The following is a 22,184-nucleotide window of genomic DNA, read 5'->3' as shown; positions in this document are numbered from 1 at the left end:
GAGGGAAAATGTCCCGCGTATCACAGGCCAGGAGCCTGGGTAAATATTTCCTGCTCGTCGATAACATGCTGGTCGTGCTCGGCTTTTTTGTCGTTTTTCCGCTGATATCGATCCGCTTTGTCGATCAGATGGGCTGGGCGGCATTAATGGTTGGCATTGCCCTGGGGCTACGCCAGTTTGTCCAGCAGGGCCTGGGCGTCTTTGGCGGGGCCATCGCTGACCGCTTCGGCGCTAAACCGATGATCGTTACCGGTATGCTGCTGCGCGCGGCAGGTTTTACCACGATGGCGGTCGCCCAGGAGCCATGGCTGCTCTGGTTCTCCTGTTTCCTCTCCGGTATCGGCGGCACGCTGTTCGATCCGCCACGCACCGCGCTGGTGGTGAAGCTTATTCGCCCCCAGCACCGCGGCCGTTTCTTCTCGATTCTGATGATGCAGGACAGTGCCGGGGCGGTTATCGGCGCCCTGCTGGGAAGCTGGCTGCTGCAGTATGACTTCCGTCTGGTCTGCGCGGCCGGTGCGGTGCTCTTTATTCTGTGCGCGCTGTTCAATGGCCTGTTCCTGCCCGCCTGGAAACTGTCGACGGTCAAAGCGCCGGTCCGTGAAGGGCTTGGCCGCGTCCTGCGCGACAGGCGTTTTGTCACCTATGTGTTGACCCTGACGGGATACTACATGCTGGCTGTACAGGTCATGCTGATGCTGCCGATCATGGTTAACGACATCGCGGGGACCCCTGCAGCCGTTAAATGGATGTACGCCATCGAAGCCTGCCTGTCGTTAACGCTGCTTTATCCGATTGCCCGCTGGAGCGAACGGCGTTTTCGTCTGGAGCATCGCCTGATGGCCGGTCTGTTCCTGATGACGCTGAGCATGATGCCGATCGGCCTGGTGAACTCTCTCCAGCAGCTGTTTACGCTGATTTGCACGTTCTATATAGGGTCGATCATCGCCGAGCCTGCCCGTGAAACGCTGAGCGCCTCGCTTGCAGATGCGCGTGCGCGTGGCAGCTATATGGGGTTCAGCCGGCTGGGGCTGGCGCTTGGCGGCGCATTAGGTTACGCCGGTGGCGGCTGGTTGTTTGATGCCGGAAAAGCGTTAAGCCAGCCCGAACTCCCGTGGATGATGCTCGGCGCGGTGGGTTTTATGACGCTCCTTGCTCTGTGGTGGCAGTTCAGCCCGAAACGCAGCGCGAGCGGTATGCTCGAGCCTGGCGCGTAGCCTTTCCCTCGGGCGGGAGCCCTTCCCGCCCCACTTCTCAGTTTTTTCTGCTGGTTTCTGCCAATTCACACTGACATACTGGCGTAACAGGACAGAAGCGCCGATTTTTCGTTGAGGAACACTATGAAGAAAATTGTCTTTGCCGCGGCATTAGTTGTCAGCGGTCTGCTGGTTGGCTGTAACCAGCTCACGCAATATACCGTCAGTGAACAGGAAATTAATCAGGCGCTGGAAAAACATAACAATTTCTCTAAAGACATTGGCGTGCCGGGTCTGGCGGACGCGCATATCGTCCTTACGAACCTGACCAGCCAGATCGGACGTGAAGAGCCAAACAAAGTCACCCTGGCCGGTGATGCGGATCTCGATATGTCATCCCTCTTTGGCAATCAGAAGGCCAACATCAAGCTCAAGCTGAAGGCCCTGCCCGTTTTCAACAAAGAGAAAGGGGCGATTTTCCTGCAGGAGATGGAAGTCGTCGATGCGCAGGTGTCGCCGGACAAGATGGCACCGGTTCTGCAAACCCTGATGCCCTATCTGAACCAGTCGCTGCGTAATTACTTTAACCAGCAGCCCGCGTACGTCTTAAGCGAAGACAAAAGCAAGGGTGAAGCTCTGGCGAAAAAATATGCAAAAGGTATAGAGGTGAAACCGGGAGAAATTATCATTCCTTTCACCGATTAACCTGAAGGGCGCTGCGGCGCCCTTTTTTTTACGGAAAAGTGTGCAAACGAAAACGTTTCCGCTTATGATTTGTGTCCGGCAAAAACAGCCATCCTTATGACTGATTCCTGACAAGCCGGAGCTTCCATGACTGCACAACCCCAGGTTCTTAAAATCCGCCGCCCTGACGACTGGCATATCCATCTGCGTGATGGCGATATGCTGAAAACCGTCGTGCCTTATACCAGCGAAATTTATGGCCGCGCGATTGTCATGCCTAACCTGGTTCCACCAGTCACCACCGTCGATGCCGCGATGGCCTATCGCCAGCGCATCCTGGATGCCGTTCCTGCGGGACACGATTTTACCCCGTTGATGACCTGCTATCTTACCGACTCGCTGGATCCGAACGAAGTGGAGCGCGGGTTTAACGAAGGCGTATTTACGGCGGCGAAACTCTACCCGGCAAATGCCACCACCAACTCCAGCCACGGCGTCACCAGCATTGATGCCATCATGCCGGTTCTGGAACGCATGCAGAAACTGGGCATGCCGCTGCTGGTCCATGGTGAAGTCACGCATGCCGAGATTGACATCTTCGACCGTGAAGCCCGCTTTATCGAGACCGTGATGGAGCCTCTGCGCCAGCGCCTGCCCGCGCTTAAAGTGGTCTTTGAACATATCACCACCAAAGACGCGGCAGAGTATGTGCGCGACGGCAACGATCTTATCGCCGCGACCATTACGCCACAGCACCTGATGTTTAACCGTAACCACATGCTGGTGGGCGGGGTGCGTCCTCACCTGTACTGTCTGCCTATTCTCAAGCGCAACATCCACCAGCAGGCGCTGCGCGAGCTGGTCGCCAGCGGGTTCTCCCGCGCGTTCCTCGGCACCGATTCCGCACCTCACGCCCGCCACCGCAAAGAGGCGAGCTGCGGCTGTGCAGGCTGCTTCAACGCCCCAACGGCACTGGCCAGCTACGCGACCGTCTTTGAAGAGATGAACGCGCTCGAACATTTTGAAGCGTTCTGCTCCCTTAACGGCCCGCGCTTCTACGGCCTGCCGGTCAACGACACCTTCATCGAACTGGAGCGTAAAGCGAGCCACGTTGAGGAGTCCATTGCGCTGACGGATGACACGCTGATCCCATTCCTGGCGGGCGAAACCGTTAACTGGACGGTAAAACGTTAAAAAATCAATGCCCCTTGTTGTCAAACCGATAATATACCTGTATAAATAAACAGTATATTACACAGGGGGCATTTATGCGTATTGAAGTCACCATAGCCAAAACAACTGTTCTGCCTGCCGGCGCGCTTGATGCACTGGCAGGCGAATTATCCCGCCGTATTAACAACACCTTTCCCGACAACGCGGGTGCCGTAACGGTGCGTTACGCCGCGGCGAACAACCTCTCCGTCATTGGTGCTGCGAAAGAAGATAAAGATCGCATCAGCGAAATCCTGCAGGAAACGTGGGAAAGCGCAGACGACTGGTTTATCACAGATTAACACTGCTCCCTCATTGTGTTTTTTTGCCGGGTCGCCCCGGCTTTTTTTTGTCTAAAAATCCTGCAAGTTCAAATTAATTCGGCATCTTCTTTAAAAATCGTGAACGAGATGGTGTTTTATTGTTCGAACAATCCTAAAAAGCAGAAAAATGTGTTGCCACCTGTTTATTTTTCCCGTTGGAACCCTTATTACTTGGTATACTGAAGATGCTTTCAGAAAAACATGCATTGAACCTCAGAGCCGTTGTCTTCTAACACGCATTAAGGGGGTTATAATGGAAAAGAATAGTGAAGTGATCCAGACCCATCCACTGGTTGGCTGGGATATCAGTACCGTAGATAGCTACGATGCGCTGATGCTGCGTTTGCACTACCAGACCCCGAATCAACTCAACCGTGAAGAAGCGGAAGTTGGACAGACGCTGTGGCTAACAACAGACGTCGCCCGTCAGTTTATTTCTATTTTAGAGGCAGGTATTGCAAAAATAGAATCTGGCGACTATCAGGAAAATGAGTATAAACGGCACTAAGCTTATGCCCACTTTTCTCTCTACAGGCACCCTCGCGGTGCCTTATTTATTTCTCCCTTGTCTAACCCCGCGTTGTTAATTACTCTGCTAACAAAACATCAGTTTACGAGATGCATATGAGATACGACTTAATCATTATTGGTAGCGGCTCCGTGGGTTCCGCTGCCGGTTATTACGCAACACAGGCAGGTCTGAAGGTCCTGATGATCGATGCCCACCTTCCTCCTCATTCGGAGGGCAGCCATCATGGCGATACCCGCCTCATGCGCCATGCGTATGGAGAAGGCGAGCGCTATGTGCCGCTGGTGCTTCGCGCCCAGACGCTGTGGGATGAACTGGCGACACAGACCGAAGAGCGTATTTTCGAGCGTACCGGCGTCATCAACCTTGGCCCTGCTCATTCTGATTTTCTCGCCGGCGTCGAGCGCAGCGCAAAAGCCTTTAATCTGGATGTTGAGAAGCTGGACGCAACGGGCATTACCGCGCGCTGGCCTGAAATTACCGTCCCGGACGATTACATCGGCCTCTTTGAAGCCCACTCCGGCGTGCTGCATTGTGAAACGGCAATCAAAACCTGGATCGATCTTGCCGCTAAGGCCGGCTGTGCGCAGCTGTTTAACTGTCCGGTGGAGGCCATCACCCATGACGAGAATGGCGTCACGGTAACGACTTTTGACGGCGACTATTCAGCGTCCCGCCTGCTCGTCAGCGCCGGAACCTGGGTCACTCGCCTGCTGCCGGAACTGCCAATCCAGCCGGTGCGGAAGGTCTTCTCCTGGTTCCAGTCGGATGGTCGCTACAGCGCGCAGAATAAATTCCCGGCCTTCACCGGCGAATTGCCGAATGGCGATCAGTTCTACGGTTTCCCTTCCGAGAAAGACGCGCTGAAAATCGGTAAACACAACGGTGGCCAGGCGATCGCCTCCCCTGAAGAGCGTAAGCCTTTTGGCGCCTATCCACAGGATGGTTCGGAAGCCTTCTCGTTCCTGCGTACTATCCTTCCGGGCGTCGGTGGCTTGCTGTATGGCGCGGCCTGTACCTACGACAACACGCCGGATGAAGACTTCATCATTGATACCCTGCCAGGGCATGACAACGTCCTGCTGATTACCGGGCTGAGCGGTCACGGCTTTAAATTCGCTTCCGTGCTGGGCGAGATCGCCGCGCAGTTCGCCCAGGGTATCAAACCGCAGTTTGATCTGACGCCCTTCTCGCTCTCGCGTTTTAACGGATAATCCGCACGGGCTCTGGAGGTACCGGGGCCCGTTTTATTCACACTGCATTACGGGGCATTATGCGCAGGATCGTTAGCTTTCTGATGAATAATATTCGCGAGCATTTCATGCTCTATATCTTATTGTGGTCGCTGCTGGCTATTATTGATTTTGTTTACATTGTATTTTATTGAAAACCCTGACTGACAATAATTGACATTAATTTAGCTTTATTGAAACTCTCAATTCCTCTTGCACGAAGACATTGAATTACCTTCGCCCTTTCCTTTCAAAATTGCTGAAATAAATAAAATACAAATCAATAGACAATTATTTCAGTTGCAATGTCACATCTTCCCGTTCATTTTTACCCTTCGGTTAATACGAAAATGGACATTCTGATGCAACTGCGTAACACCTCCCGGCGCTACGGAATAATATCCATAGGTTTGCACTGGATATTTGCTATTGCCGTCTACGGTATGTTTGGCCTTGGACTCTGGATGGTCACGCTCAGCTATTACGACGGCTGGTATCACCAGGCACCGGAGTTACATAAAAGCATTGGCGTTCTCCTGATGCTGGGTCTGGTTTTTCGCGTGATCTGGCGACATATTTCCCCGCCGCCCGCCGCGGCGAAGACCCACGGCAAATTTACCCGCGTCAGTGCAGTCGCCGCGCATATCGCGCTCTATGCGCTGCTCTTCGCCATTCTGATCAGCGGCTATCTTATCTCAACGGCGGACGGTAAGCCGATTAGCGTCTTTGGCCTTTTTGACGTCCCGGCAACGCTCAGTGATGCGGGCGCTCAGGCTGACACCGCCGGGGTCGTTCACCTCTGGCTTGCGTGGAGCGTCGTGATCCTGTCCGTGCTGCACGGGCTTGCCGCCCTCAAACACCATTTTATTGATAAAGACGATACGCTAAAGCGCATGCTTGGCCGCTCGTCAGTTGACTCTGGAGCATGAAATGAAAAAACACCTGCTGGGCATCGCCCTGGGTTCTCTGTTATTCACCGCCGGTTCCGCCGTGGCGGCTGATTATAAAATTGATAAGGAGGGCCAGCACGCTTTCGTCAATTTCCGTATTCAGCACCTGGGATACAGCTGGCTGTACGGTACCTTTAAAGATTTTGACGGCACATTCACCTTTGACGAGAAGAATCCTGCCGCCGATAAGGTCAACGTAACCATTAATACCAACAGCGTGGATACTAATCATGCTGAACGTGATAAACATCTGCGCAGCGGAGAATTCCTCAATGTCGGGAAATACCCACAGGCGACCTTCACCTCCACGGAAGTGAAAAAAGAGGGTGATAAACTGAATATTACCGGCAACCTGACGCTTAACGGCGTAACAAAACCGGTCACGCTGGAAGCTAAATTACTGGGTCAGGGTGACGATCCGTGGGGCGGTAAACGCGCAGGTTTTGAAGCGGCGGGTAAAATTCACCTGAAAGATTTTAATATCACAACGGATTTAGGCCCGGCGTCTCAGGACGTTGAGCTGATTATTTCCGTTGAAGGCGTACAGCAGAAATCATAATAGATTCGCCCGGAAGGCTTTCGCCGTGCCGGGCGTTATTATCATTCCGGGTCAGGGATACCCAGTTTGGTATTCAGACGGCCGCGTGATTTATTAAAAATCTTGTTGCCGTTTTCACGTCCTGCGCGACGGAGACGCTGCTCTTCTTCCGGCAGGATGCTCTCTTCGCTGCACAGTTCGCTACAGCAGCCGTTAAACTTCTCGGCACAGGCCGGGCACTGAATGAACAGCAGATGACACCCGTCGTTTTTGCAGTTGGTGTGGGTATCGCACGGTGCGCCGCACTGGTGGCACTGGGCAATAACGTCTTCCGAGATACGCTCACCCATACGCTCGTCAAAGACAAAGTTTTTCCCGATAAAGCGCACCGGTAAACCCTGCTCGCGGGCGCGGCGGGCGTACTCGATAATGCCGCCTTCAATATGCCAGACCTTATTAAAGCCGTTGTGCTTCATCCACGCGCTGGCTTTCTCACAGCGGATACCGCCGGTGCAGTACATAACGATCTTTTTATCTTTATGTTCCTGCATCATCTCAACCGCCTTGGGCAGTTGCTCGCGGAAGGTATCGGCCGGGATTTCCATCGCGTTCTCGAAATGCCCCACTTCGTATTCATAGTGGTTACGCATATCAATGAACACGGCATCCGGATCGTCAAGCATCGCATTCACTTCCGCAGCCTTAAGATATTCACCGACATCCGCCGCGTTAAACTCAGGATCGTCGATACCGTCCGCCACGATGCGTTCACGCACCTTCATGCGCAGCACCCAGAAGGATTTCCCGTCATCGTCCAGGGCAATGTTCAGGCGTAAGCCGTCGAGGGCCGGATCGAACTGATAAAGACACTCGCGGAAGGCGCTGACTTTGCTTTCCGGTACACTAATTTGCGCGTTGATGCCTTCACGGGCAAGGTAGACGCGGCCGAAGACGTTCAGGGCCGTAAACGCCTGATAAAGCGCATCGCGGGTCGCCTGCGGATCGTCGATCGTGAAGTATTTATAGAAAGAGATGGTTGTGCGCGGTTCGCTTTCAGCCAACATACGCGCTCTTAACATCTCATTCGACACGCGGTTGTGTAACACTGGCATGGTGTACAGTCCTGGAATCGTTAGAGAGAATGAAAAATCGGTCGGCATCATATAGCAAACAAAACCAATTTACATCCCCACAATTTACGCTACATTTCACACACCCTGATTAATCAGGCTTAACAATTGCTGTATTCGTGCACGCTTCGAAAGCAGATATTTTGGCTATGTCTCAAAAAATGAGACACTAGCAAAACAGGACGTTTGAACACAGGAAAGACATGACCCAGTTACCAAAATTTACTGCCGCCCTTTTGCATCCCCGCTATTGGTTGACCTGGCTTGGCATCGGCTTTTTATGGCTTCTGGTACAGCTTCCCTACCCTGTTATTTTTCGGTTGGGTAAATTTCTGGGCCGCTTCGCGCAACTGTTTATGAAGCGTCGCGCCAGAATCGCGTACCGCAATCTTGAGCTCTGTTTTCCGCAGATGAGCGAGCCAGAGCGTCACGATATGGTCGCGAAGAATTTCGAATCCGTCGGGATGGGGCTTATGGAGACCGGCATGGCGTGGTTCTGGCCGGACAAACGCATGGCCCGCTGGAGCGAGGTGACGGGAACCGGCATGGAGCCTGTGCATACGCTTCAGGCCAACCAGACGGGCGTTTTGCTGATCGGCGTCCATTTCCTGACGCTGGAAATCGGGGCGCGCATGTTCGGCATGCAGGCGCCGGGCATTGGCGTTTATCGTCCTAACGATAACCCGGTCATCGATTTAATCCAGACCAACGGCCGCATGCGCTCCAACAAAAGCATGATCGACCGTAAGGATCTGAAGGGGATGATCCGCGCGCTGAAATCCGGTGAAGTGGTCTGGTATGCCCCCGACCACGACTATGGCCCACAGGCCAGCGTATTTGTTCCCTTCTTCGCCGTTGAAGAGGCCGCCACAACGACCGGTACCTGGATGCTGGCGCGCATGTCCAAAGCCGCCATCGTGCCTTTTGTTCCCCGCCGTAAGCCGGATGGTTCAGGCTACGAGCTGATGATGCTGGAGCCGGAACTCGCGCCGCCGCTCGACGATGCGGAAACCACCGCACGCTGGATGAACAGCGTTGTGGAAAAGTGCATCATGCTGGCGCCCGAGCAGTATATGTGGCTGCACCGCCGTTTTAAAACGAGGCCACAAGGCACGCCTTCCCGCTATTAATCCTCATGCGGTCCTCAGGGCCGCATGCCGTTTTAGCTTTAAAAGCTCCTCATCATTGCGGCAATCATAACCCAGGCGCATAATTAGCAGGCTTATTACTTTATGCTTCAGGTGCTCTGCACCTCATTATGCGGATAGTTATGTCACCCTCAGATGCCCCCATAAACTGGAAGCGTAACCTCGCGGTTGCGTGGCTTGGCTGTTTTCTTACCGGCGCGGCCTTTAGCCTGGTCATGCCCTTCCTGCCGCTCTACGTCGAACAGCTTGGCGTAACGGGCCACAGCGCGCTCAATATGTGGTCCGGTCTGGTATTCAGCATCACGTTTCTCTTCTCCGCGATGGCCTCGCCCTTCTGGGGCGGCCTTGCCGACCGCAAGGGACGTAAAATCATGCTGCTGCGTTCGGCGCTGGGGATGGCCATTATCATGGCGCTTATGGGCGTGGCGCAGAACGTCTGGCAGTTTCTGATCCTGCGCGCGCTGCTGGGCCTGCTGGGAGGATTTATTCCCAACGCGAATGCCCTGATAGCCACGCAAATCCCCCGCCATAAGAGCGGCTGGGCGCTCGGGACGCTCTCTACCGGCGGCGTGAGCGGTGCTCTGCTTGGACCGCTGGCCGGTGGATTACTGGCGGACAACTACGGCCTGCGGCCGGTTTTCTTTATCACCGCCAGCGTGTTGTTCCTGTGCTTCATCGTCACCCTGCTCTGTATCCGGGAAAACTTCACGCCTGTCGCCAAAAAAGAGATGCTCCACGCCAGAGAGGTGCTGACCTCGCTCAAAAATCCCAGACTGGTGCTGAGCCTGTTCGTGACAACCCTGATTATTCAGGTAGCCACCGGGTCGATTGCCCCTATTCTGACGCTATACGTTCGCGACCTGGCGGGTAACGTTAGCAATATTGCGTTCATCAGCGGGCTGATTGCCTCCGTGCCCGGCGTGGCGGCGCTGCTGAGCGCCCCGAGGCTGGGTAAACTGGGAGACCGCGTTGGTCCCGAGAAAATCCTGATCTGCGCGCTGGTGATCTCCGTCCTGCTGCTTATCCCGATGTCGATGGTGCAAACGCCATGGCAGCTGGGCGTCCTGCGTTTTTTGCTGGGTGCCGCCGACGGCGCGCTGCTGCCCGCCGTACAGACCCTGCTGGTCTACAACTCCACGAACCAGATCGCCGGGCGTATTTTCAGCTATAACCAGTCATTTCGCGATATCGGTAACGTCACTGGACCGCTGCTCGGGGCCGGGATTTCCGCCAGCTTCGGTTTTCGCGCCGTCTTTATCGTGACGGCGGGCGTCGTGTTGTTCAATGCCATTTATTCGTGGTTCAGTTTATCCCGCGCGCTACGGCCCGTGACGGGATAAGACGAACGCCTCACAGCTTATTTTCGCATTCATACTTGCAGAATCTTATATTCAGCTATTCTTTCCCTGAAACCTTCTGGAAAACAGGGAGACACCAATGACCATGTACGCCACGCTGGAAGAAGCTATTGATGCCGCTCGTGAAGAGTTCCTCGCCGACAACCCCGGCGTTGAAGAAGAAGATGCTGACGTGCAACAGCTTAATATCCAAAAATACGTTCTGCAGGATGGGGATATTATGTGGCAGGCCGAATTCTTTGCCGATGAAGGTGAAGAAGGGGAATGTTTGCCGATATTAAGCGGTGAAGGTGCGCAGGCCGTCTTTGATGGCGACTATGACGAAATCGAACTTCGGCAGGAATGGCTGGAAGAGAACACCCTGCACGAGTGGGATGAGGGTGAGTTTCAACTCGAGCCGCCGCTGGATACGGAAGAAGGTCAAACCGCAGCCGACGAGTGGGACGAGCGTTAATTTACGCTATTCGTAAGGGCCGTGGCTGGCGTCGATCGGCAGCAACAGCGTGTCGAAAATCAGCGAGAACGGCAGATCGAGCACGGTCAGGTAGCGCCACGCGGAATCACGAAGATCCCATTTCACGCCCGGGTAATACTGATTTCCGTGGCCCTGCCCTGGAATGGTGCGACTGATGATACTGCCGCAGCCGCTGAGCAGGCATGCCACCATAACGACGATGATTATTCTCATCTTTAACCTCTAAAAAAATACCGGCGATTAAGCCGGTATTTTATCTGGCGGGTGGCGCTTCGCTAACCCGCCTTACTTAACTGCTTACTTCGCCTTCAGAGCGAGCGGATTCAGCTTCACGTCCTTATAGTAGTTCACCCACGAAGAGTATTTCTCCGGAGCGGACCACACGCGGTAGTGAAGACGCGCCATTGTCACCGGGTCGCTCAACAGCACCAGACGACGGTCGCGGTTGAGTTTTTCCGGGGTCTCGTTAAGCGCCTGCTCAACGTGACGATCGCGGGCAATCTCCAGCACCTGGCTGGCGCGGTGACGCGCGGTCGCCATTGCCGTCGCCAGGGCGTTGAATGACGGGTTAAACACGGCGTGCATGAAGCCGTCATCCAGCGAGCGACTGCGGTTCTGTTCCAGGTAACGATCGGTATCCACCAGCACCTGCGGCGGGGAATACTCTTCCGGGATCAGGAACAGCTTCCAGCGTTTGGTTCGCAGCCCCACCGTTGAACGGCTGGAAATCACGGACACAAACGGCGACAGGATCAGCGAGAAGACAATCGGCGCCAGCCAGAACAGGAAGCGCAGATCCAGCCACGCCATCCCGGCCGCCCACACCAGACCCAGCAGCAGCTGAGAACCGTGGCGCATAAAGGCTTCACCCCACGGCGTGGAGTCGTCGTCACGCTGCGGTGAGTTCCAGACCACTTCCCAGCCCAGGAACGCACTGACCACAAACACGGTGTGGAACAGCATACGTACCGGCGCCAGCAGGACGGAGAACAGCACTTCCAGCAGCAGTGAAAGGGTCACGCGGAAGAAACCGCCGTACTCTTTCGAGCCTTTGCACCAGATCAGGATGATGCTGAGCAGCTTAGGCAGGAACAGCAGCACCATGGTGGAGGCAAACAGCGCAATCGCCAGCTCCGGACGCCACTGCGGCCACACCGGGAACAGCTGCCGCGGTTGCAGGAAGTATTGCGGCTCCGTCAGGGCATGAACCACCTGTAAGGCAGTCGACAGCGCCAGGAACATAAACCACAGCGGTGCGGAGAGATAAGACATCACGCCCGTCAGGAACACCGCGCGGTGAACCGGGTGCATCCCTTTTACCAGGAACAGGCGGAAGTTCATCAGGTTACCGTGACACCAGCGGCGGTCACGCTTAAGCTCGTCCAGCAGGTTCGGCGGCAGCTCTTCGTACGATCCCGGCAGGTCGTAGGCAATCCAGACGCCCCAGCCAGCACGACGCATCAGCGCCGCTTCTACGAAGTCATGCGACAGAATAGAACCGGCAAACGAACCCTCACCCGGCAGCGGCGCCAGCGCACAGTGTTCAATGAACGGCTTCACGCGGATAATGGCGTTGTGGCCCCAGTAGTGCGACTCACCCAGCTGCCAGAAGTGCAGACCGGCCGTAAACAGCGGCCCGTAAACACGGGTGGCGAACTGCTGGCAGCGCGCATAAAGGGTGTCCATTCCGGACGCTTTTGGCGAGGACTGAATGATACCGGCGTTAGGGTTGGCTTCCATCAGACGCACCAGACCGCTCAGGCAGTCTCCGCTCATGACGGAGTCAGCATCCAGCACCACCATGTAGCTGTACTGGTTACCCCAGCGACGGCAGAAGTCATCGATGTTGCCGCTTTTACGCTTCACGCGACGACGGCGGCGACGGTAGAAGATCTGGCCTTCGCCCTGCACTTCTGCAATCAGCTCCATCCACGCTTTTTGTTCCGCCACGCAGATATCCGGGTTGTAGCTGTCGCTCAGGATGTAAACGTCGAAATGCTCCGCGTTGCCGGTCGCCTTCACGGACTCCCAGGTCGCACGCAGGCCCGCAAATACGCGGTCAACGTCCTCGTTACAGATAGGCATAATCAGCGCGGTACGGTGCTCGGGATTAAGGGGTTCATCCCCGACCGTTGACGCCGAAATGCTGTATTTGTCACGCCCCATCAGCAATTGCAGGAAGCCCATCAGCGCGGTCCAGAAACCGGCCGAGACCCAGCAGAAGAGGACCGCGAACAGCAGGAGAATGCCGCTCTGCAGGATATACGGCAGCAGCTGCATGAAGGAGACCCAGAGATCCTGGCCCATCATGTCCGTCGGGTTGATAAACGCCCAGCCCTGGTAAGGCAGGATAGTTTTCATGTACCAGGTCGCGACGACCGTCTGCGCCAGCGTCAGAAGCAGCAGGATATAGCGACGGATTGTCCCGACGGTACGCCATTTCTGTTCGGACGCCTGCTCTTCTTTCGTCAGGCGCGACAGATAGCGCGGCGTCACATCACGCCCGCGCAGGCGATCCCAGAAGCGACCCACCGGGTTGGTGCGCCATGGATCGGGGAACATAGAGGAACGCGTAGCCTTCGGCATCGCCTGAAGCTGATCGCGTCCTTCATCGTCTTTAATCAACTGCCCTTCCGCCAGCGAGTCCGGCCAGGCCTGCTCCAGACGCGCCTTGACTGACCCGAGCGGCGTATCATCATCACGGGAAAACGTATGATGTTCACCATCCAGCGCGGTGTGAACCGCGCGGATGTCGCTCTTTGGCAGTGCCGCTTTTTCGATATCCGTCAGCGGCATGGCATCAATATATTCAGATGTATTATTCATTGGCAGGTAGCTGATAGCTCCAGGTTTCACTCAGCGGCTGATCGTTACTGACCAGCGCAGCACGCATTTCAGTGGTCTGTTTCGGATCTTTCACTTTCACGCGCAGGGTCAGACGCCAGCCTTTGGTTACCGGGTTGTAACGCACGGTATTCTCAACGATCTCACCGTTATCACCGATGCTGGCCTGAGCGGCAACGGCGGTGTCCGGCGACAGTTTCTTCATATCCTGGCCTGTGAAGTCCACGACAAACGCCACGGTACCGTCAGGCTGACGGATAAGATTAGACTGCTTCACATCACCCGTTGAGCGACGAGTCTGCATTACATACGCGTTATCCGGCGCATGCAGCTTATCTTCGTCGCGGCTGAAGGTAATGGTGTACTTGAAGTTCATCTCTTTACCGGCTTCCGGCAGCTGATCCGGCGTCCAGTAAGCGACGATGTTATCGTTGGTTTCGTCGTTGGTTGGAATTTCTACCAGCTCGACCTTGCCTTTACCCCAGTCACCGTTTGGCGTGACCCAGGCGCTTGGACGCTGGTCATAGCGATCGTCCAAATCTTCAAAGCGGGAGAACTGACGACCACGCTGCAGCAGGCCAAAACCTTGCGGGTTTTCCATTGCGAAGCTGCTAACCGCCAGATGTTTCGGGTTATTCAGCGGACGCCAGATCCACTCACCGTTGCCGGCATGAATAGACAGACCGTTGGAGTCGTGCAGTTCCGGACGGAAGTTGGTAGCCGGTGACGGCTGGTTCGGCCCAAACAGGAACATACTGGTCAGTGGCGCAACGCCCAGTTTGCCCACTTTATCACGCAGGTAAACCTTGGACTGCACGTCAACTACCGTGTCACGACCCGGCATAATTACAAAGCGATAGGCACCGGTTGCACGCGGGGAATCCAGCAGCGCATAAATGGTCAGACGCTTATCCGTTGGCTTTGGACGTTCAATCCAGAACTCACGGAAACGCGGGAACTCTTCACCTGATGGCAGCGCGGTATCAATAGCCAGACCACGCGCAGAAAGCCCGTAAACCTGCCCCGCGCCGATAACGCGGAAATAGCTGGCTCCAAGCATGCTGACGATTTCGTCGTTTTTATCTTTGCTGTTGATTGGGTAAAGCACCTTAAAGCCTGCGAAGCCCAGGTCTTTCACCGTATCTTTGTCGTGTTGCACATTGCCAAAATTGAAGTAATCCGGGCTGTACTTGATCTTACGTACCGCGGTTGCCGTCACTTCATTGATGGCAACAGGCGTGTCGAAGTACATACCCTGATGATAAAATTCAAGCTTGAACGGGGTTTTAATATTGCTCCAGTACGCTTTGTCGTGATTGAACTGGATCTGCTGATAGTCCGCATACTTCATGTCGCGGAAAACGGAGGGCAAGTTACTTTTCGGCGCTTCGTAGCTCTTGCCTGCCATCGATTTTGCCTGTTTTGCGACATCGTCGATGTTAAAGGCCAGTGCCGATGAGGTATACAGTGATAACACCACTGCAGCACCCAACCAACGCATTTTCATCATCTGTGGTTTATGTTTCATAATAAGTAAGCACTTCCCCCTTTGTGTGCTTATATCGATCCGATCCATTTTAATGGAAACTCAGGCAATCCGACAACATTATCACTGCTTTGTTCAGCTGCTGGCTCATGGAATAAGCAAATGAAAGAACCCGCTATTCACTTTGCGTGCTTATCCTGGAGACAGGGTGTCGGTCTTGGTGTAGGGTTGGCTTCGAATGTAACCATTATGAGTCTTAGGGATAAGACGAAAAGTCTGAGAATGCACAACGTTATATGAGCACAACACCAACAGAACGTGAATATTTCCTCGACTCGATCAGGGCCTGGCTGATGCTACTGGGGATCCCCTTTCACATTTCGCTGATTTACTCCAGCCACACCTGGCATGTGAATAGCCAGATGCCCTCCTGGTGGCTGACGCTGTTTAATGACTTTATTCACGCCTTTCGTATGCAGGTGTTCTTCGTCATATCCGGCTATTTTTCTTACATGCTGTTTCTGCGATACCCGCTCAAGCGCTGGTGGAAAGTGCGCGTAGAGCGCGTGGGGATCCCCATGCTGACCGCAATTCCACTGCTGACGCTGCCTCAGTTCATTATGTTGCAATACGTCAAAGGCAAAGCGGAGAACTGGCCGAACCTTACGCTGTATGAAAAGTACAATACGCTGGTCTGGGAGCTGGTGTCTCACCTGTGGTTCCTGCTGGTGCTGGTGGTACTCACAACGGTGAGCCTGTTGATTTTCAGCCGCCTGCGCCACCGTCTGAGTACAAAAGCCGACACCTTCTTCGCCAACGTTACGATGGGCAAACTGTCTGTGCTCTTCTTGCTGTTGGGGATTGCCTATGCCGCCGTGCGACGGACGCTGCTTATCGTCTATCCGCCGATTTTGAGCGACGGGTTATTTAATTTTGTAGTAATGCAGTCCCTGTTCTACATTCCGTTCTTTTTAATCGGCGCGCTGGCTTTTATTCATCCGAAGCTTAAATCGCTGTTTGTCACCCCGTCACCGTGGTGCGCGCTGGGGGCAAGCCTCGCGTTCGCGGCCTATCTGCTGAATCAACGCTACGGCAGCGGCGACGCCTGGATGTATGAAACGGAAAGCGTGATCACTATGCTGCTGGGGCTGTGGATGGTGAACGTGGTATTCGCGCTGGGCCACCGCTTGCTGAACTTTAAGTCCAGCCGCGTGACCTACTTCGTTAATGCGTCACTGTTTATCTATCTGGTGCATCACCCGTTGACGCTTTTCTTCGGGGCTTACATCACACCGCACATCGCCTCCAACACGCTGGGCTTCTTTACCGGGCTGGTGTTTGTTGTAGGGGTGGCAATCGTACTCTACGAAATCCATCTGCGGATCCCGCTCCTGCGCTTCCTCTTTTCAGGAAAACCGCAGGCAAAAGCCTCATAAATCACGCGGCGCATCAGATGCGCCGCGTTTGCATCAGCTCTCCAGCTCTTGTCTGCGCTGAGTCAGAAGCCGCTGATAAAGATGCGTGGTGTCGTCGTCGAAACAGACAAAAATCACCTTCTCTGGCAGCGGTTTTAGCGACAAATAGCGGTAAACGGTTTCTACGGCGATCGTTGCGGCAGCGGCCTTAGGGTAACCATACACGCCGGTGCTGATGGCCGGAAACGCCATCGTTTTATAACCGTTGTCGGCGGCCAGTCGCAGACAGTTCCGGTAAGCCTCTTCCAGAATACTCGCTTCGTGCTGGTCCCCGCCATGCCAGACCGGCCCTACCGCGTGAATTACCGCTCTCGCAGGCAGATTGCCCGCCAGCGTAATCACCGCGTGACCGGGAGGACATTCGCCCTGCTGTTGCCGCACGGTTTTACAGGCTTCCAGCAGCTGCGGTCCGGCAGCCCGGTGGATAGCCCCGTCCACGCCGCCTCCCCCCATCAGGGATGGATTGGCCGCATTGACGATAACGTCGACGTGCACTGTCGTAATATCGCCATGAATAATTTCAATTTGCGGTTTCATAAAGCCCCTCTGCAACCCGCCATTTTCTTAAGTGTATCGCAGAGGAGACCGGGAGAAAAAACTATCAGAAAAAATCCTCATCCATCGCAGGGCGGGAGAGCGCGCATTAGCGATACTGGATTTCGACAACCGCGAGCGTTTTTTCAGGATTAAGGTATTTCATATTGAGCGTTGCCACGTTTGAGTCGCTCACTTTCCCGTTAAGCGCCTCTTCATAGCTGACCATACGCGTTTGCATACGGTTATTATCTGGACATGACATGGCAAACTGTTGCTTCTGGGGAGTGACTTCACAGGGGTCGGCGACAATGGCACCGCGAAAATGAATGACACCGCCGTCAACAACCGTGGCCGAATAAGCCGGGATACTCAAAGCAGAAACGACCAGACCCAGACCTGCCATGAGTCGAGCAAAATAGTTGTTCATTATAGGTACTCCTCAATGAAAATCGTCCATGAGGGGTAAACGCGCTTCATTTATTATTGCAAACGAAGTTTCACGTTACGGAACATAACGACCTGGTCCCTGATATCAGCATAGCTCAACGGCACAGACCCGCCACATTCCCAACCTATTGATTTCATGAACGTTTAGAGCGAGCGTTCCGCTGGCGACCACTGTTGTGATAAATGCAGCGATTTACCGTCTGAAACGGTGACAACGATTTTTACCATGTCTCCCGCATTAATATTTAAACTCAGGCGCATTAAATCAATCGTCTGATTAGCGGGTATAAAAAGTGTGTTTTGCTGCCGGGAAGAACTTTGTCCCCCCTGCCCTTCTCGCACAGAAACAATCTGAACCTGACAATCACACGACTGCGCCAGAGTGACCTGAGGAACAATGGTGGTCATATTTTCCTGCTGTGACGTTTTGAAGGTTATCTGGCTGGAAAGCGCGGCGAGTAGAATTAAGGTATTCATGATGAACTCCCGAAAAAAAACAGGGCTGATGCCCTGTTTTTTTGTAGCACAGATTTCAGTATCAGTACTGATGAGCTGACGCGTGGTTACCAAAACCGATCTGGGTAACGTTAACAGTCGAGTTGGACGCAGTCTGGTCTACGAGTGCACCGTTAAAGCCGCCGGACTGGCTAACGTTCATAACGGATTTTTTACTGTTCCACTGATCAAGTGTCGCACTGTTGCCAAAACCTTTCTGGGTCAGGTTGATTTTACTGTCATCAGAGCCCTGACCAACGTCAGCACCGTTAAAGCCGCCGGTCTGGCTAATATTCAGGACGGAATTTCTGGCGTCTGTCTGCAGGGCAACCGCGGAGTTACCGCCACCGTTCTGATAAATATTCAGAGTTGAATTTGGGCCACTGTTTCCACCATGACCATGTCCATGACCCCATCCGCCCTGATTAATAGAACCCGCCATAGCACTACCAGAAACTACGATTGCTGCAAGTGCTGCCACTTTGATAAATTTCATGGTAAACCCCCATCGGATTGATTAAAGTCGTCGCGAACGCGCTAATGTTGAATAACGTTAATCGCCATTTGCGACTGTTTCTGCACTACAACTGCGGTTTTCTGCGTACCGTACTGCGTAATATTTGCTCTATTACCCGACCCTTTCTGGATAATTTTCGCGCTATTACCGTATCCATCTTGCGTAATACCTGCATCATTCCCGTTACCGCTCTGATCGATCCAGGCTAAATTGTAACTCCCTGATTGATCAACTCTCGCTCTGTTACCCGCCCCATCCTGAGATACAATGGATAAGAGTCTTGAACCGTCCTGGCTAACGTCAGCGTTATTGAAAACGCCCCGTTGACCAATAATGGCTGCCTGATTGAGTGATGAAAGACTTAATTCGTTAACCGCAAAGTTATATTCAGCATTTGCCAAATCTGAATTCGCTGCGGTTACAAATCCAGGCGCACCCAGTAATGTAAACATCATAATTAACGATGTGTTTTTCATGTTGTCACCCTGGACCTGGCTATTTAATCACGCCATAACCCTATAACAATGCTACTTGTTAAAACGACTCGTATTGTGTTAACGCGTCGTTACGGTGAAGAGTATGTCCGCTGAAACATTTTAAATATCTCACCCGCGCGGCTTATTTTTATTTATCGGCTCACCACAAAGTCGTAATTTACATCAAAAATCACTTTAATCAGGTCAGCTTATATTTTTTATTAAGCAGGTCTTGCGATCGGGTTGTACAACGGGATGAAGGCTGTCCAGGCGTCATCCCGCGTTGTTTAAACGTAACGGCTGGAGATGATTTTTCTCAGTGCGTGACACGACGCCTGTTTTCTTAAGCCAGGCAGCAGCCCATTCATGGGCTTAGAAATAATCTGAAACTCATACTTAATTACTGCTGCGTAAAAATAACAAATAACCTCAAAAATCAATCATATAAAAATATTTGTATGATTTTTAAAATCTGTGCACATCTATTTATATGTACAACTTTTTCATCAATTATTACCATTAACAACAAGCAGTTTTCACAAATTAATATTGATTTTTACATTCTGTTACACGTTTAACACTTGCTTTAAACTTCGTAAAAGCTAGATTGAAATTAGATGTACGAAATTGGTTTTATATTTACCTCCCTGTGGAGGTTATGGTCTGATTCTACACACAGCAGTGCAACATCTGTCAGTACTTCTGGTGTCCTCTAATAAACAGGAGGACAGCTGCCAGGTGCCAAAAAAAAGTGGGGTTTCATCATGTATAATGAAGTCCATAGTTTACATGGTCATACATTACTGTTGATCACAAAACCTTCTTTGCAAGCGACAGCGTTATTACAACATTTAAAGCAATCTTTATCACTGAACGGGAAATTGCATAATATTCAACGTTCTTTTGATGATATTGCACCTGGCAGCATCATTCTTTTCGATATGATGGAAGCTGATAAAAAGCTTATCCATTACTGGCAAGATATTTTAAGCAGGAAAAACAATAATATCCGCGTGCTATTGTTGAATACGCCTGATGAATATCCTTTCAGAGATATTGAAAGCTGGCCGCATATCAATGGCGTGTTCTACGTCACGGAAGAAGAAGACCGGTTGGTAGAGGGGCTGCAAGGTATATTACGCGGAGAGTGTTATTTTTCGCAAAAGCTTGCCAGCTATCTCATCACGCACTCCGGAAATTATCGCTATAACAGTTCAGAGTCCGCGCTGCTCACGCACCGTGAGAAAGAGATCCTGAACAAGTTACGCATTGGTGCTTCAAATATTGAAATCGCCCGTTCGTTATTTATCAGCGAAAATACGGTAAAGACGCACCTTTATAATCTTTTCAAGAAGATAGCTGTTAAAAACCGAACTCAGGCTGTTTCGTGGGCAAACGATAACCTCAGGCGTTAATCACATGAAGCGCACGTTGAGTTGGATCGCCGCAGCGAGTTTCCTGCTCGCTGCCGGGAATCTGAAGGCCGTCGAGGTCGAAGTTCCCGGATTGTTAACAGACCACACTGTCTCATCGGTCGGGCACAGTTTTTACCGCGCCTTCAGTGACAAATGGGACAGTACCTACACCGGAAATATAACAATCAACGAGCGGCCCAGTGCACGATGGGGAAGTTGGATAACAATAACGGCTAATCAGTACGTTATTTATCAAACGTTTTTATTCCCGACCAAAATAGACTTCGATAAAAACGTAGCCTTAGCACTGGCACAATCAGAAGACGCTATTAATCGCCTGCAAATAGATAAAGCCCTATTAAGCACCAGCGATTTAGCAAAAGACGAGTTCTAGCGAACCGATATGCGGAGGCTGTCATGCGTATTGCATATGCAGTTGTTTCGATAATGCTGATAACACCCATAAGCTGGGCCGGAAACATGACGTTTCAGTTCCGTAACCCTAACTTTGGCGGTAACCCTAATAACGGCGCGTTCCTGCTGAACGAAGCCCAGGCGCAAAACTCCTATAAGGATCCCAGCTTAAAGGATTTTAGCGTTGATACCCCGTCCGCACTGGACAACTTCACTCAAGCTATTCAGTCGCAGATTTTAGGGGGGTTACTGACCAACATTAATACCGGTAAACCCGGCCGCATGGTGACCAACGACTTTATCGTTGATATCGCCAATACTGACGGACAGCTTCAGTTGAACGTGACCGATCGTAAAACCGGAAGAATCTCCACCATTCAGGTTTCCGGTCTACAAAGTAATTCAACTGACTTTTAAACAATAGCTAAATAAGGACAACGATCATGCAGCGCTTCCTGATATTTGTTGCAGTGTGCTTATTGAGCGGTTGTTTAACTGCTCCACCTAAAGAAGCTGCAAAACCGACATTAATGCCTCGGGCCCAGAGTTATCGTGATTTAACGCATTTACCTTCACCTACGGGGAAAATATTTGTCTCCGTATACAACATTCAGGATGAAACCGGGCAATTCAAACCTTACCCGGCAAGTAACTTCTCCACGGCTGTGCCGCAAAGCGCCACCGCCATGCTGGTTACCGCGCTCAAGGATTCGCACTGGTTTATTCCGCTGGAACGTCAGGGGCTCCAGAACCTGTTGAATGAACGCAAAATCATTCGTGCCGCTCAGGAAAATGGCACCGTCGCGGACAATAACCGCATGCCTCTGCAATCTCTGGCGGCAGCGAACGTGATGATCGAAGGATCGATTATTGGCTACGAAAGTAACGTTAAGTCGGGTGGTGCAGGAGCTCGTTACTTCGGTATCGGTGCGGATACCCAGTACCAGCTTGACCAAATCGCCGTGAACCTGCGTGTGGTTAACGTCAGTACAGGCGAAGTGCTCTCTTCGGTGAACACCAGCAAAACCATTCTGTCTTATGAAGTGCAGGCAGGGGTATTCCGCTTCATCGATTACCAGCGTTTGCTGGAAGGTGAAATTGGCTACACCTCTAACGAGCCGGTCATGATGTGCCTGATGTCAGCCATTGAAACCGGCGTGATCTTCTTAATCAACGACGGTATTGACCGCGGGCTGTGGGATCTGCAAAACAAAGCAGACGTGCAGAACCCGATACTGGTGAAATACCGCGATATGTCAGTCCCTCCGGAATCCTGACAGGAAGCGCATAAAAAAGGCGAGAT

General features: G+C 52.6%; 26 protein-coding genes. 17 read left to right on the top strand and 9 right to left on the bottom strand.

Translation table 11 applies throughout. The annotated features are described in order from the left end of the window. Positions 1-8: 8 nt before the first annotated feature. The 9 genes from mdtH to UR289_RS03790 all read left to right on the top strand — a co-directional run bounded on the left by mdtH (position 9) and on the right by UR289_RS03790 (position 6,685). On the top strand, positions 9-1,217 hold the full coding sequence (gene mdtH, locus UR289_RS03830; RefSeq protein WP_320709175.1) for a multidrug efflux MFS transporter MdtH: 1,209 nt from the start codon (positions 9-11) through the stop codon (positions 1,215-1,217). A gap of 123 nt (positions 1,218-1,340) precedes the next feature. After that, positions 1,341-1,901: a lipoprotein gene (locus tag UR289_RS03825; protein WP_023311126.1), complete on the top strand. Its 561-nt coding sequence runs from the start codon at positions 1,341-1,343 to the stop codon at positions 1,899-1,901. Between the two features lie 126 nt (positions 1,902-2,027). After that, positions 2,028-3,074, top strand: a complete 1,047-nt coding sequence (gene pyrC / locus UR289_RS03820) for a dihydroorotase (RefSeq protein WP_033145198.1) — start codon at positions 2,028-2,030, stop codon at positions 3,072-3,074. 74 nt (positions 3,075-3,148) lie between these two features. Then, positions 3,149-3,394 (top strand): DNA damage-inducible protein I, encoded by a 246-nt coding sequence (dinI, locus tag UR289_RS03815; RefSeq protein WP_008500826.1) that lies wholly within the window; start codon positions 3,149-3,151, stop codon positions 3,392-3,394. A gap of 274 nt (positions 3,395-3,668) precedes the next feature. After that, the gene (bssS, locus tag UR289_RS03810; protein ID WP_008500827.1) at positions 3,669-3,923 is read left to right on the top strand and encodes a biofilm formation regulator BssS; all 255 of its coding nucleotides are present in this window, start codon (positions 3,669-3,671) and stop codon (positions 3,921-3,923) included. A 116-nt stretch (positions 3,924-4,039) separates the two neighbouring features. Further along, positions 4,040-5,158: an N-methyl-L-tryptophan oxidase gene (solA, locus tag UR289_RS03805; protein ID WP_064672271.1), complete on the top strand. Its 1,119-nt coding sequence runs from the start codon at positions 4,040-4,042 to the stop codon at positions 5,156-5,158. A 59-nt stretch (positions 5,159-5,217) separates the two neighbouring features. Next, a complete protein-coding gene (locus UR289_RS03800; RefSeq protein WP_064672270.1) occupies positions 5,218-5,331 on the top strand; it encodes a YceO family protein in 114 nt (37 codons plus the stop codon). A 207-nt stretch (positions 5,332-5,538) separates the two neighbouring features. Continuing rightward, positions 5,539-6,105 (top strand): cytochrome b, encoded by a 567-nt coding sequence (locus UR289_RS03795; protein ID WP_039262157.1) that lies wholly within the window; start codon positions 5,539-5,541, stop codon positions 6,103-6,105. Position 6,106: 1 nt separating this feature from the next. Next, positions 6,107-6,685 (top strand): YceI family protein, encoded by a 579-nt coding sequence (locus tag UR289_RS03790; RefSeq protein WP_320709174.1) that lies wholly within the window; start codon positions 6,107-6,109, stop codon positions 6,683-6,685. Between the two features lie 41 nt (positions 6,686-6,726). Here the strand turns inward: UR289_RS03790 and UR289_RS03785 are convergent, their stop codons facing one another. Beyond that, positions 6,727-7,776 (bottom strand): rhodanese-related sulfurtransferase, encoded by a 1,050-nt coding sequence (locus UR289_RS03785; protein WP_320709173.1) that lies wholly within the window; start codon positions 7,774-7,776, stop codon positions 6,727-6,729. A 221-nt stretch (positions 7,777-7,997) separates the two neighbouring features. Between UR289_RS03785 and UR289_RS03780 the strand changes: the two genes are divergently transcribed. From UR289_RS03780 to UR289_RS03770, 3 genes are all read left to right on the top strand, one after another. After that, on the top strand, positions 7,998-8,924 hold the full coding sequence (locus tag UR289_RS03780) for a Kdo(2)-lipid IV(A) acyltransferase (RefSeq protein WP_023311120.1): 927 nt from the start codon (positions 7,998-8,000) through the stop codon (positions 8,922-8,924). 140 nt (positions 8,925-9,064) lie between these two features. After that, the gene (gene mdtG, locus UR289_RS03775; protein WP_320709172.1) at positions 9,065-10,282 is read left to right on the top strand and encodes a multidrug efflux MFS transporter MdtG; all 1,218 of its coding nucleotides are present in this window, start codon (positions 9,065-9,067) and stop codon (positions 10,280-10,282) included. A 97-nt stretch (positions 10,283-10,379) separates the two neighbouring features. Further along, positions 10,380-10,754 carry a MysB family protein gene (locus tag UR289_RS03770; protein WP_023311118.1) on the top strand — a complete coding sequence of 125 codons (375 nt, stop codon included), beginning with the start codon at positions 10,380-10,382 and terminating at the stop codon, positions 10,752-10,754. Between the two features lie 6 nt (positions 10,755-10,760). On the opposite strand, the gene UR289_RS03765 is transcribed toward UR289_RS03770, so the two are convergent. The 3 genes from UR289_RS03765 to mdoG form a co-directional block, all read right to left on the bottom strand. Further along, positions 10,761-10,988, bottom strand: a complete 228-nt coding sequence (locus tag UR289_RS03765) for a YceK/YidQ family lipoprotein (protein WP_033145189.1) — start codon at positions 10,986-10,988, stop codon at positions 10,761-10,763. An 84-nt stretch (positions 10,989-11,072) separates the two neighbouring features. Then, complete coding sequence (gene mdoH, locus UR289_RS03760; protein ID WP_023311116.1) at positions 11,073-13,601, bottom strand: glucans biosynthesis glucosyltransferase MdoH; 2,529 nt, start codon at positions 13,599-13,601, stop codon at positions 11,073-11,075. Beyond that, positions 13,594-15,147 (bottom strand): glucans biosynthesis protein MdoG, encoded by a 1,554-nt coding sequence (gene mdoG, locus UR289_RS03755; RefSeq protein WP_021240787.1) that lies wholly within the window; start codon positions 15,145-15,147, stop codon positions 13,594-13,596. Before mdoG ends, mdoH begins: the two co-directional genes overlap by 8 nt. 254 nt (positions 15,148-15,401) lie before the next feature. Here mdoG and mdoC point away from each other — a divergent pair, with 254 nt between their 5' ends. Continuing rightward, positions 15,402-16,541, top strand: a complete 1,140-nt coding sequence (gene mdoC / locus UR289_RS03750; RefSeq protein WP_039261736.1) for a glucans biosynthesis protein MdoC — start codon at positions 15,402-15,404, stop codon at positions 16,539-16,541. Between the two features lie 33 nt (positions 16,542-16,574). Here mdoC and ymdB read toward each other — a convergent pair whose 3' ends face one another. From ymdB to csgB, 5 genes are all read right to left on the bottom strand, one after another. Continuing rightward, positions 16,575-17,117 carry an O-acetyl-ADP-ribose deacetylase gene (ymdB, locus tag UR289_RS03745; protein WP_023311113.1) on the bottom strand — a complete coding sequence of 181 codons (543 nt, stop codon included), beginning with the start codon at positions 17,115-17,117 and terminating at the stop codon, positions 16,575-16,577. 106 nt (positions 17,118-17,223) lie between these two features. Beyond that, a complete protein-coding gene (locus tag UR289_RS03740) occupies positions 17,224-17,544 on the bottom strand; it encodes a type 1 fimbrial protein (RefSeq protein WP_033145186.1) in 321 nt (106 codons plus the stop codon). A 164-nt stretch (positions 17,545-17,708) separates the two neighbouring features. Next, positions 17,709-18,041, bottom strand: coding sequence for a curli assembly chaperone CsgC (gene csgC / locus UR289_RS03735; protein ID WP_320709171.1), 333 nt, complete (start codon positions 18,039-18,041; stop codon positions 17,709-17,711). 61 nt (positions 18,042-18,102) lie between these two features. Then, positions 18,103-18,555, bottom strand: a complete 453-nt coding sequence (gene csgA, locus UR289_RS03730; RefSeq protein ID WP_033145184.1) for a curli major subunit CsgA — start codon at positions 18,553-18,555, stop codon at positions 18,103-18,105. Between the two features lie 41 nt (positions 18,556-18,596). Next, positions 18,597-19,052: a curli minor subunit CsgB gene (gene csgB, locus UR289_RS03725; RefSeq protein ID WP_320709170.1), complete on the bottom strand. Its 456-nt coding sequence runs from the start codon at positions 19,050-19,052 to the stop codon at positions 18,597-18,599. A 764-nt stretch (positions 19,053-19,816) separates the two neighbouring features. Between csgB and csgD the strand changes: the two genes are divergently transcribed. From csgD to csgG, 4 genes are read left to right on the top strand one after another with little or no spacing between them, the layout of a single operon-like run. Further along, positions 19,817-20,467, top strand: a complete 651-nt coding sequence (csgD, locus tag UR289_RS03720; protein ID WP_320709169.1) for a biofilm master transcriptional regulator CsgD — start codon at positions 19,817-19,819, stop codon at positions 20,465-20,467. Positions 20,468-20,471: 4 nt separating this feature from the next. Next, the gene (gene csgE / locus UR289_RS03715) at positions 20,472-20,861 is read left to right on the top strand and encodes a curli production assembly/transport protein CsgE (RefSeq protein WP_033145182.1); all 390 of its coding nucleotides are present in this window, start codon (positions 20,472-20,474) and stop codon (positions 20,859-20,861) included. A 23-nt stretch (positions 20,862-20,884) separates the two neighbouring features. Beyond that, positions 20,885-21,298 carry a curli production assembly/transport protein CsgF gene (csgF, locus tag UR289_RS03710; protein WP_008500846.1) on the top strand — a complete coding sequence of 138 codons (414 nt, stop codon included), beginning with the start codon at positions 20,885-20,887 and terminating at the stop codon, positions 21,296-21,298. A gap of 26 nt (positions 21,299-21,324) precedes the next feature. Continuing rightward, positions 21,325-22,158 (top strand): curli production assembly/transport protein CsgG, encoded by an 834-nt coding sequence (gene csgG, locus UR289_RS03705; RefSeq protein ID WP_025755858.1) that lies wholly within the window; start codon positions 21,325-21,327, stop codon positions 22,156-22,158. Positions 22,159-22,184: the final 26 nt, after the last annotated feature.

Source organism: Enterobacter sp. 302C9 (genome assembly GCF_034106085.1).
GTDB lineage: Bacteria > Pseudomonadota > Gammaproteobacteria > Enterobacterales > Enterobacteriaceae > Enterobacter > Enterobacter asburiae_B.
This window is presented reverse-complemented; position numbering and strand designations above follow the sequence as displayed.

Bases quoted from the DNA above. Each gene is read 5' to 3' on its own strand.
- pyrC (WP_033145198.1), top strand. From the start codon at position 2,028: ATGACTGCACAACCCCAGGTTCTTAAAATCCGCCGCCCTGACGACTGG.
- csgG (WP_025755858.1), top strand. From the start codon at position 21,325: ATGCAGCGCTTCCTGATATTTGTTGCAGTGTGCTTATTGAGCGGTTGT.
- ymdB (WP_023311113.1), bottom strand. From the start codon at position 17,117: ATGAAACCGCAAATTGAAATTATTCATGGCGATATTACGACAGTGCAC.
- UR289_RS03800 (WP_064672270.1), top strand. From the start codon at position 5,218: ATGCGCAGGATCGTTAGCTTTCTGATGAATAATATTCGCGAGCATTTC.
- UR289_RS03825 (WP_023311126.1), top strand. From the start codon at position 1,341: ATGAAGAAAATTGTCTTTGCCGCGGCATTAGTTGTCAGCGGTCTGCTG.
- csgF (WP_008500846.1), top strand. From the start codon at position 20,885: ATGCGTATTGCATATGCAGTTGTTTCGATAATGCTGATAACACCCATA.
- UR289_RS03780 (WP_023311120.1), top strand. From the start codon at position 7,998: ATGACCCAGTTACCAAAATTTACTGCCGCCCTTTTGCATCCCCGCTAT.
- UR289_RS03790 (WP_320709174.1), top strand. From the start codon at position 6,107: ATGAAAAAACACCTGCTGGGCATCGCCCTGGGTTCTCTGTTATTCACC.
- UR289_RS03795 (WP_039262157.1), top strand. From the start codon at position 5,539: ATGCAACTGCGTAACACCTCCCGGCGCTACGGAATAATATCCATAGGT.
- mdoC (WP_039261736.1), top strand. From the start codon at position 15,402: ATGAGCACAACACCAACAGAACGTGAATATTTCCTCGACTCGATCAGG.
- UR289_RS03765 (WP_033145189.1), bottom strand. From the start codon at position 10,988: ATGAGAATAATCATCGTCGTTATGGTGGCATGCCTGCTCAGCGGCTGC.
- csgC (WP_320709171.1), bottom strand. From the start codon at position 18,041: ATGAATACCTTAATTCTACTCGCCGCGCTTTCCAGCCAGATAACCTTC.
- csgD (WP_320709169.1), top strand. From the start codon at position 19,817: ATGTATAATGAAGTCCATAGTTTACATGGTCATACATTACTGTTGATC.
- mdtG (WP_320709172.1), top strand. From the start codon at position 9,065: ATGTCACCCTCAGATGCCCCCATAAACTGGAAGCGTAACCTCGCGGTT.
- dinI (WP_008500826.1), top strand. From the start codon at position 3,149: ATGCGTATTGAAGTCACCATAGCCAAAACAACTGTTCTGCCTGCCGGC.
- mdoH (WP_023311116.1), bottom strand. From the start codon at position 13,601: ATGAATAATACATCTGAATATATTGATGCCATGCCGCTGACGGATATC.
- solA (WP_064672271.1), top strand. From the start codon at position 4,040: ATGAGATACGACTTAATCATTATTGGTAGCGGCTCCGTGGGTTCCGCT.
- UR289_RS03740 (WP_033145186.1), bottom strand. From the start codon at position 17,544: ATGAACAACTATTTTGCTCGACTCATGGCAGGTCTGGGTCTGGTCGTT.
- UR289_RS03770 (WP_023311118.1), top strand. From the start codon at position 10,380: ATGACCATGTACGCCACGCTGGAAGAAGCTATTGATGCCGCTCGTGAA.
- mdtH (WP_320709175.1), top strand. From the start codon at position 9: ATGTCCCGCGTATCACAGGCCAGGAGCCTGGGTAAATATTTCCTGCTC.
- bssS (WP_008500827.1), top strand. From the start codon at position 3,669: ATGGAAAAGAATAGTGAAGTGATCCAGACCCATCCACTGGTTGGCTGG.
- UR289_RS03785 (WP_320709173.1), bottom strand. From the start codon at position 7,776: ATGCCAGTGTTACACAACCGCGTGTCGAATGAGATGTTAAGAGCGCGT.
- mdoG (WP_021240787.1), bottom strand. From the start codon at position 15,147: ATGAAACATAAACCACAGATGATGAAAATGCGTTGGTTGGGTGCTGCA.
- csgB (WP_320709170.1), bottom strand. From the start codon at position 19,052: ATGAAAAACACATCGTTAATTATGATGTTTACATTACTGGGTGCGCCT.
- csgE (WP_033145182.1), top strand. From the start codon at position 20,472: ATGAAGCGCACGTTGAGTTGGATCGCCGCAGCGAGTTTCCTGCTCGCT.
- csgA (WP_033145184.1), bottom strand. From the start codon at position 18,555: ATGAAATTTATCAAAGTGGCAGCACTTGCAGCAATCGTAGTTTCTGGT.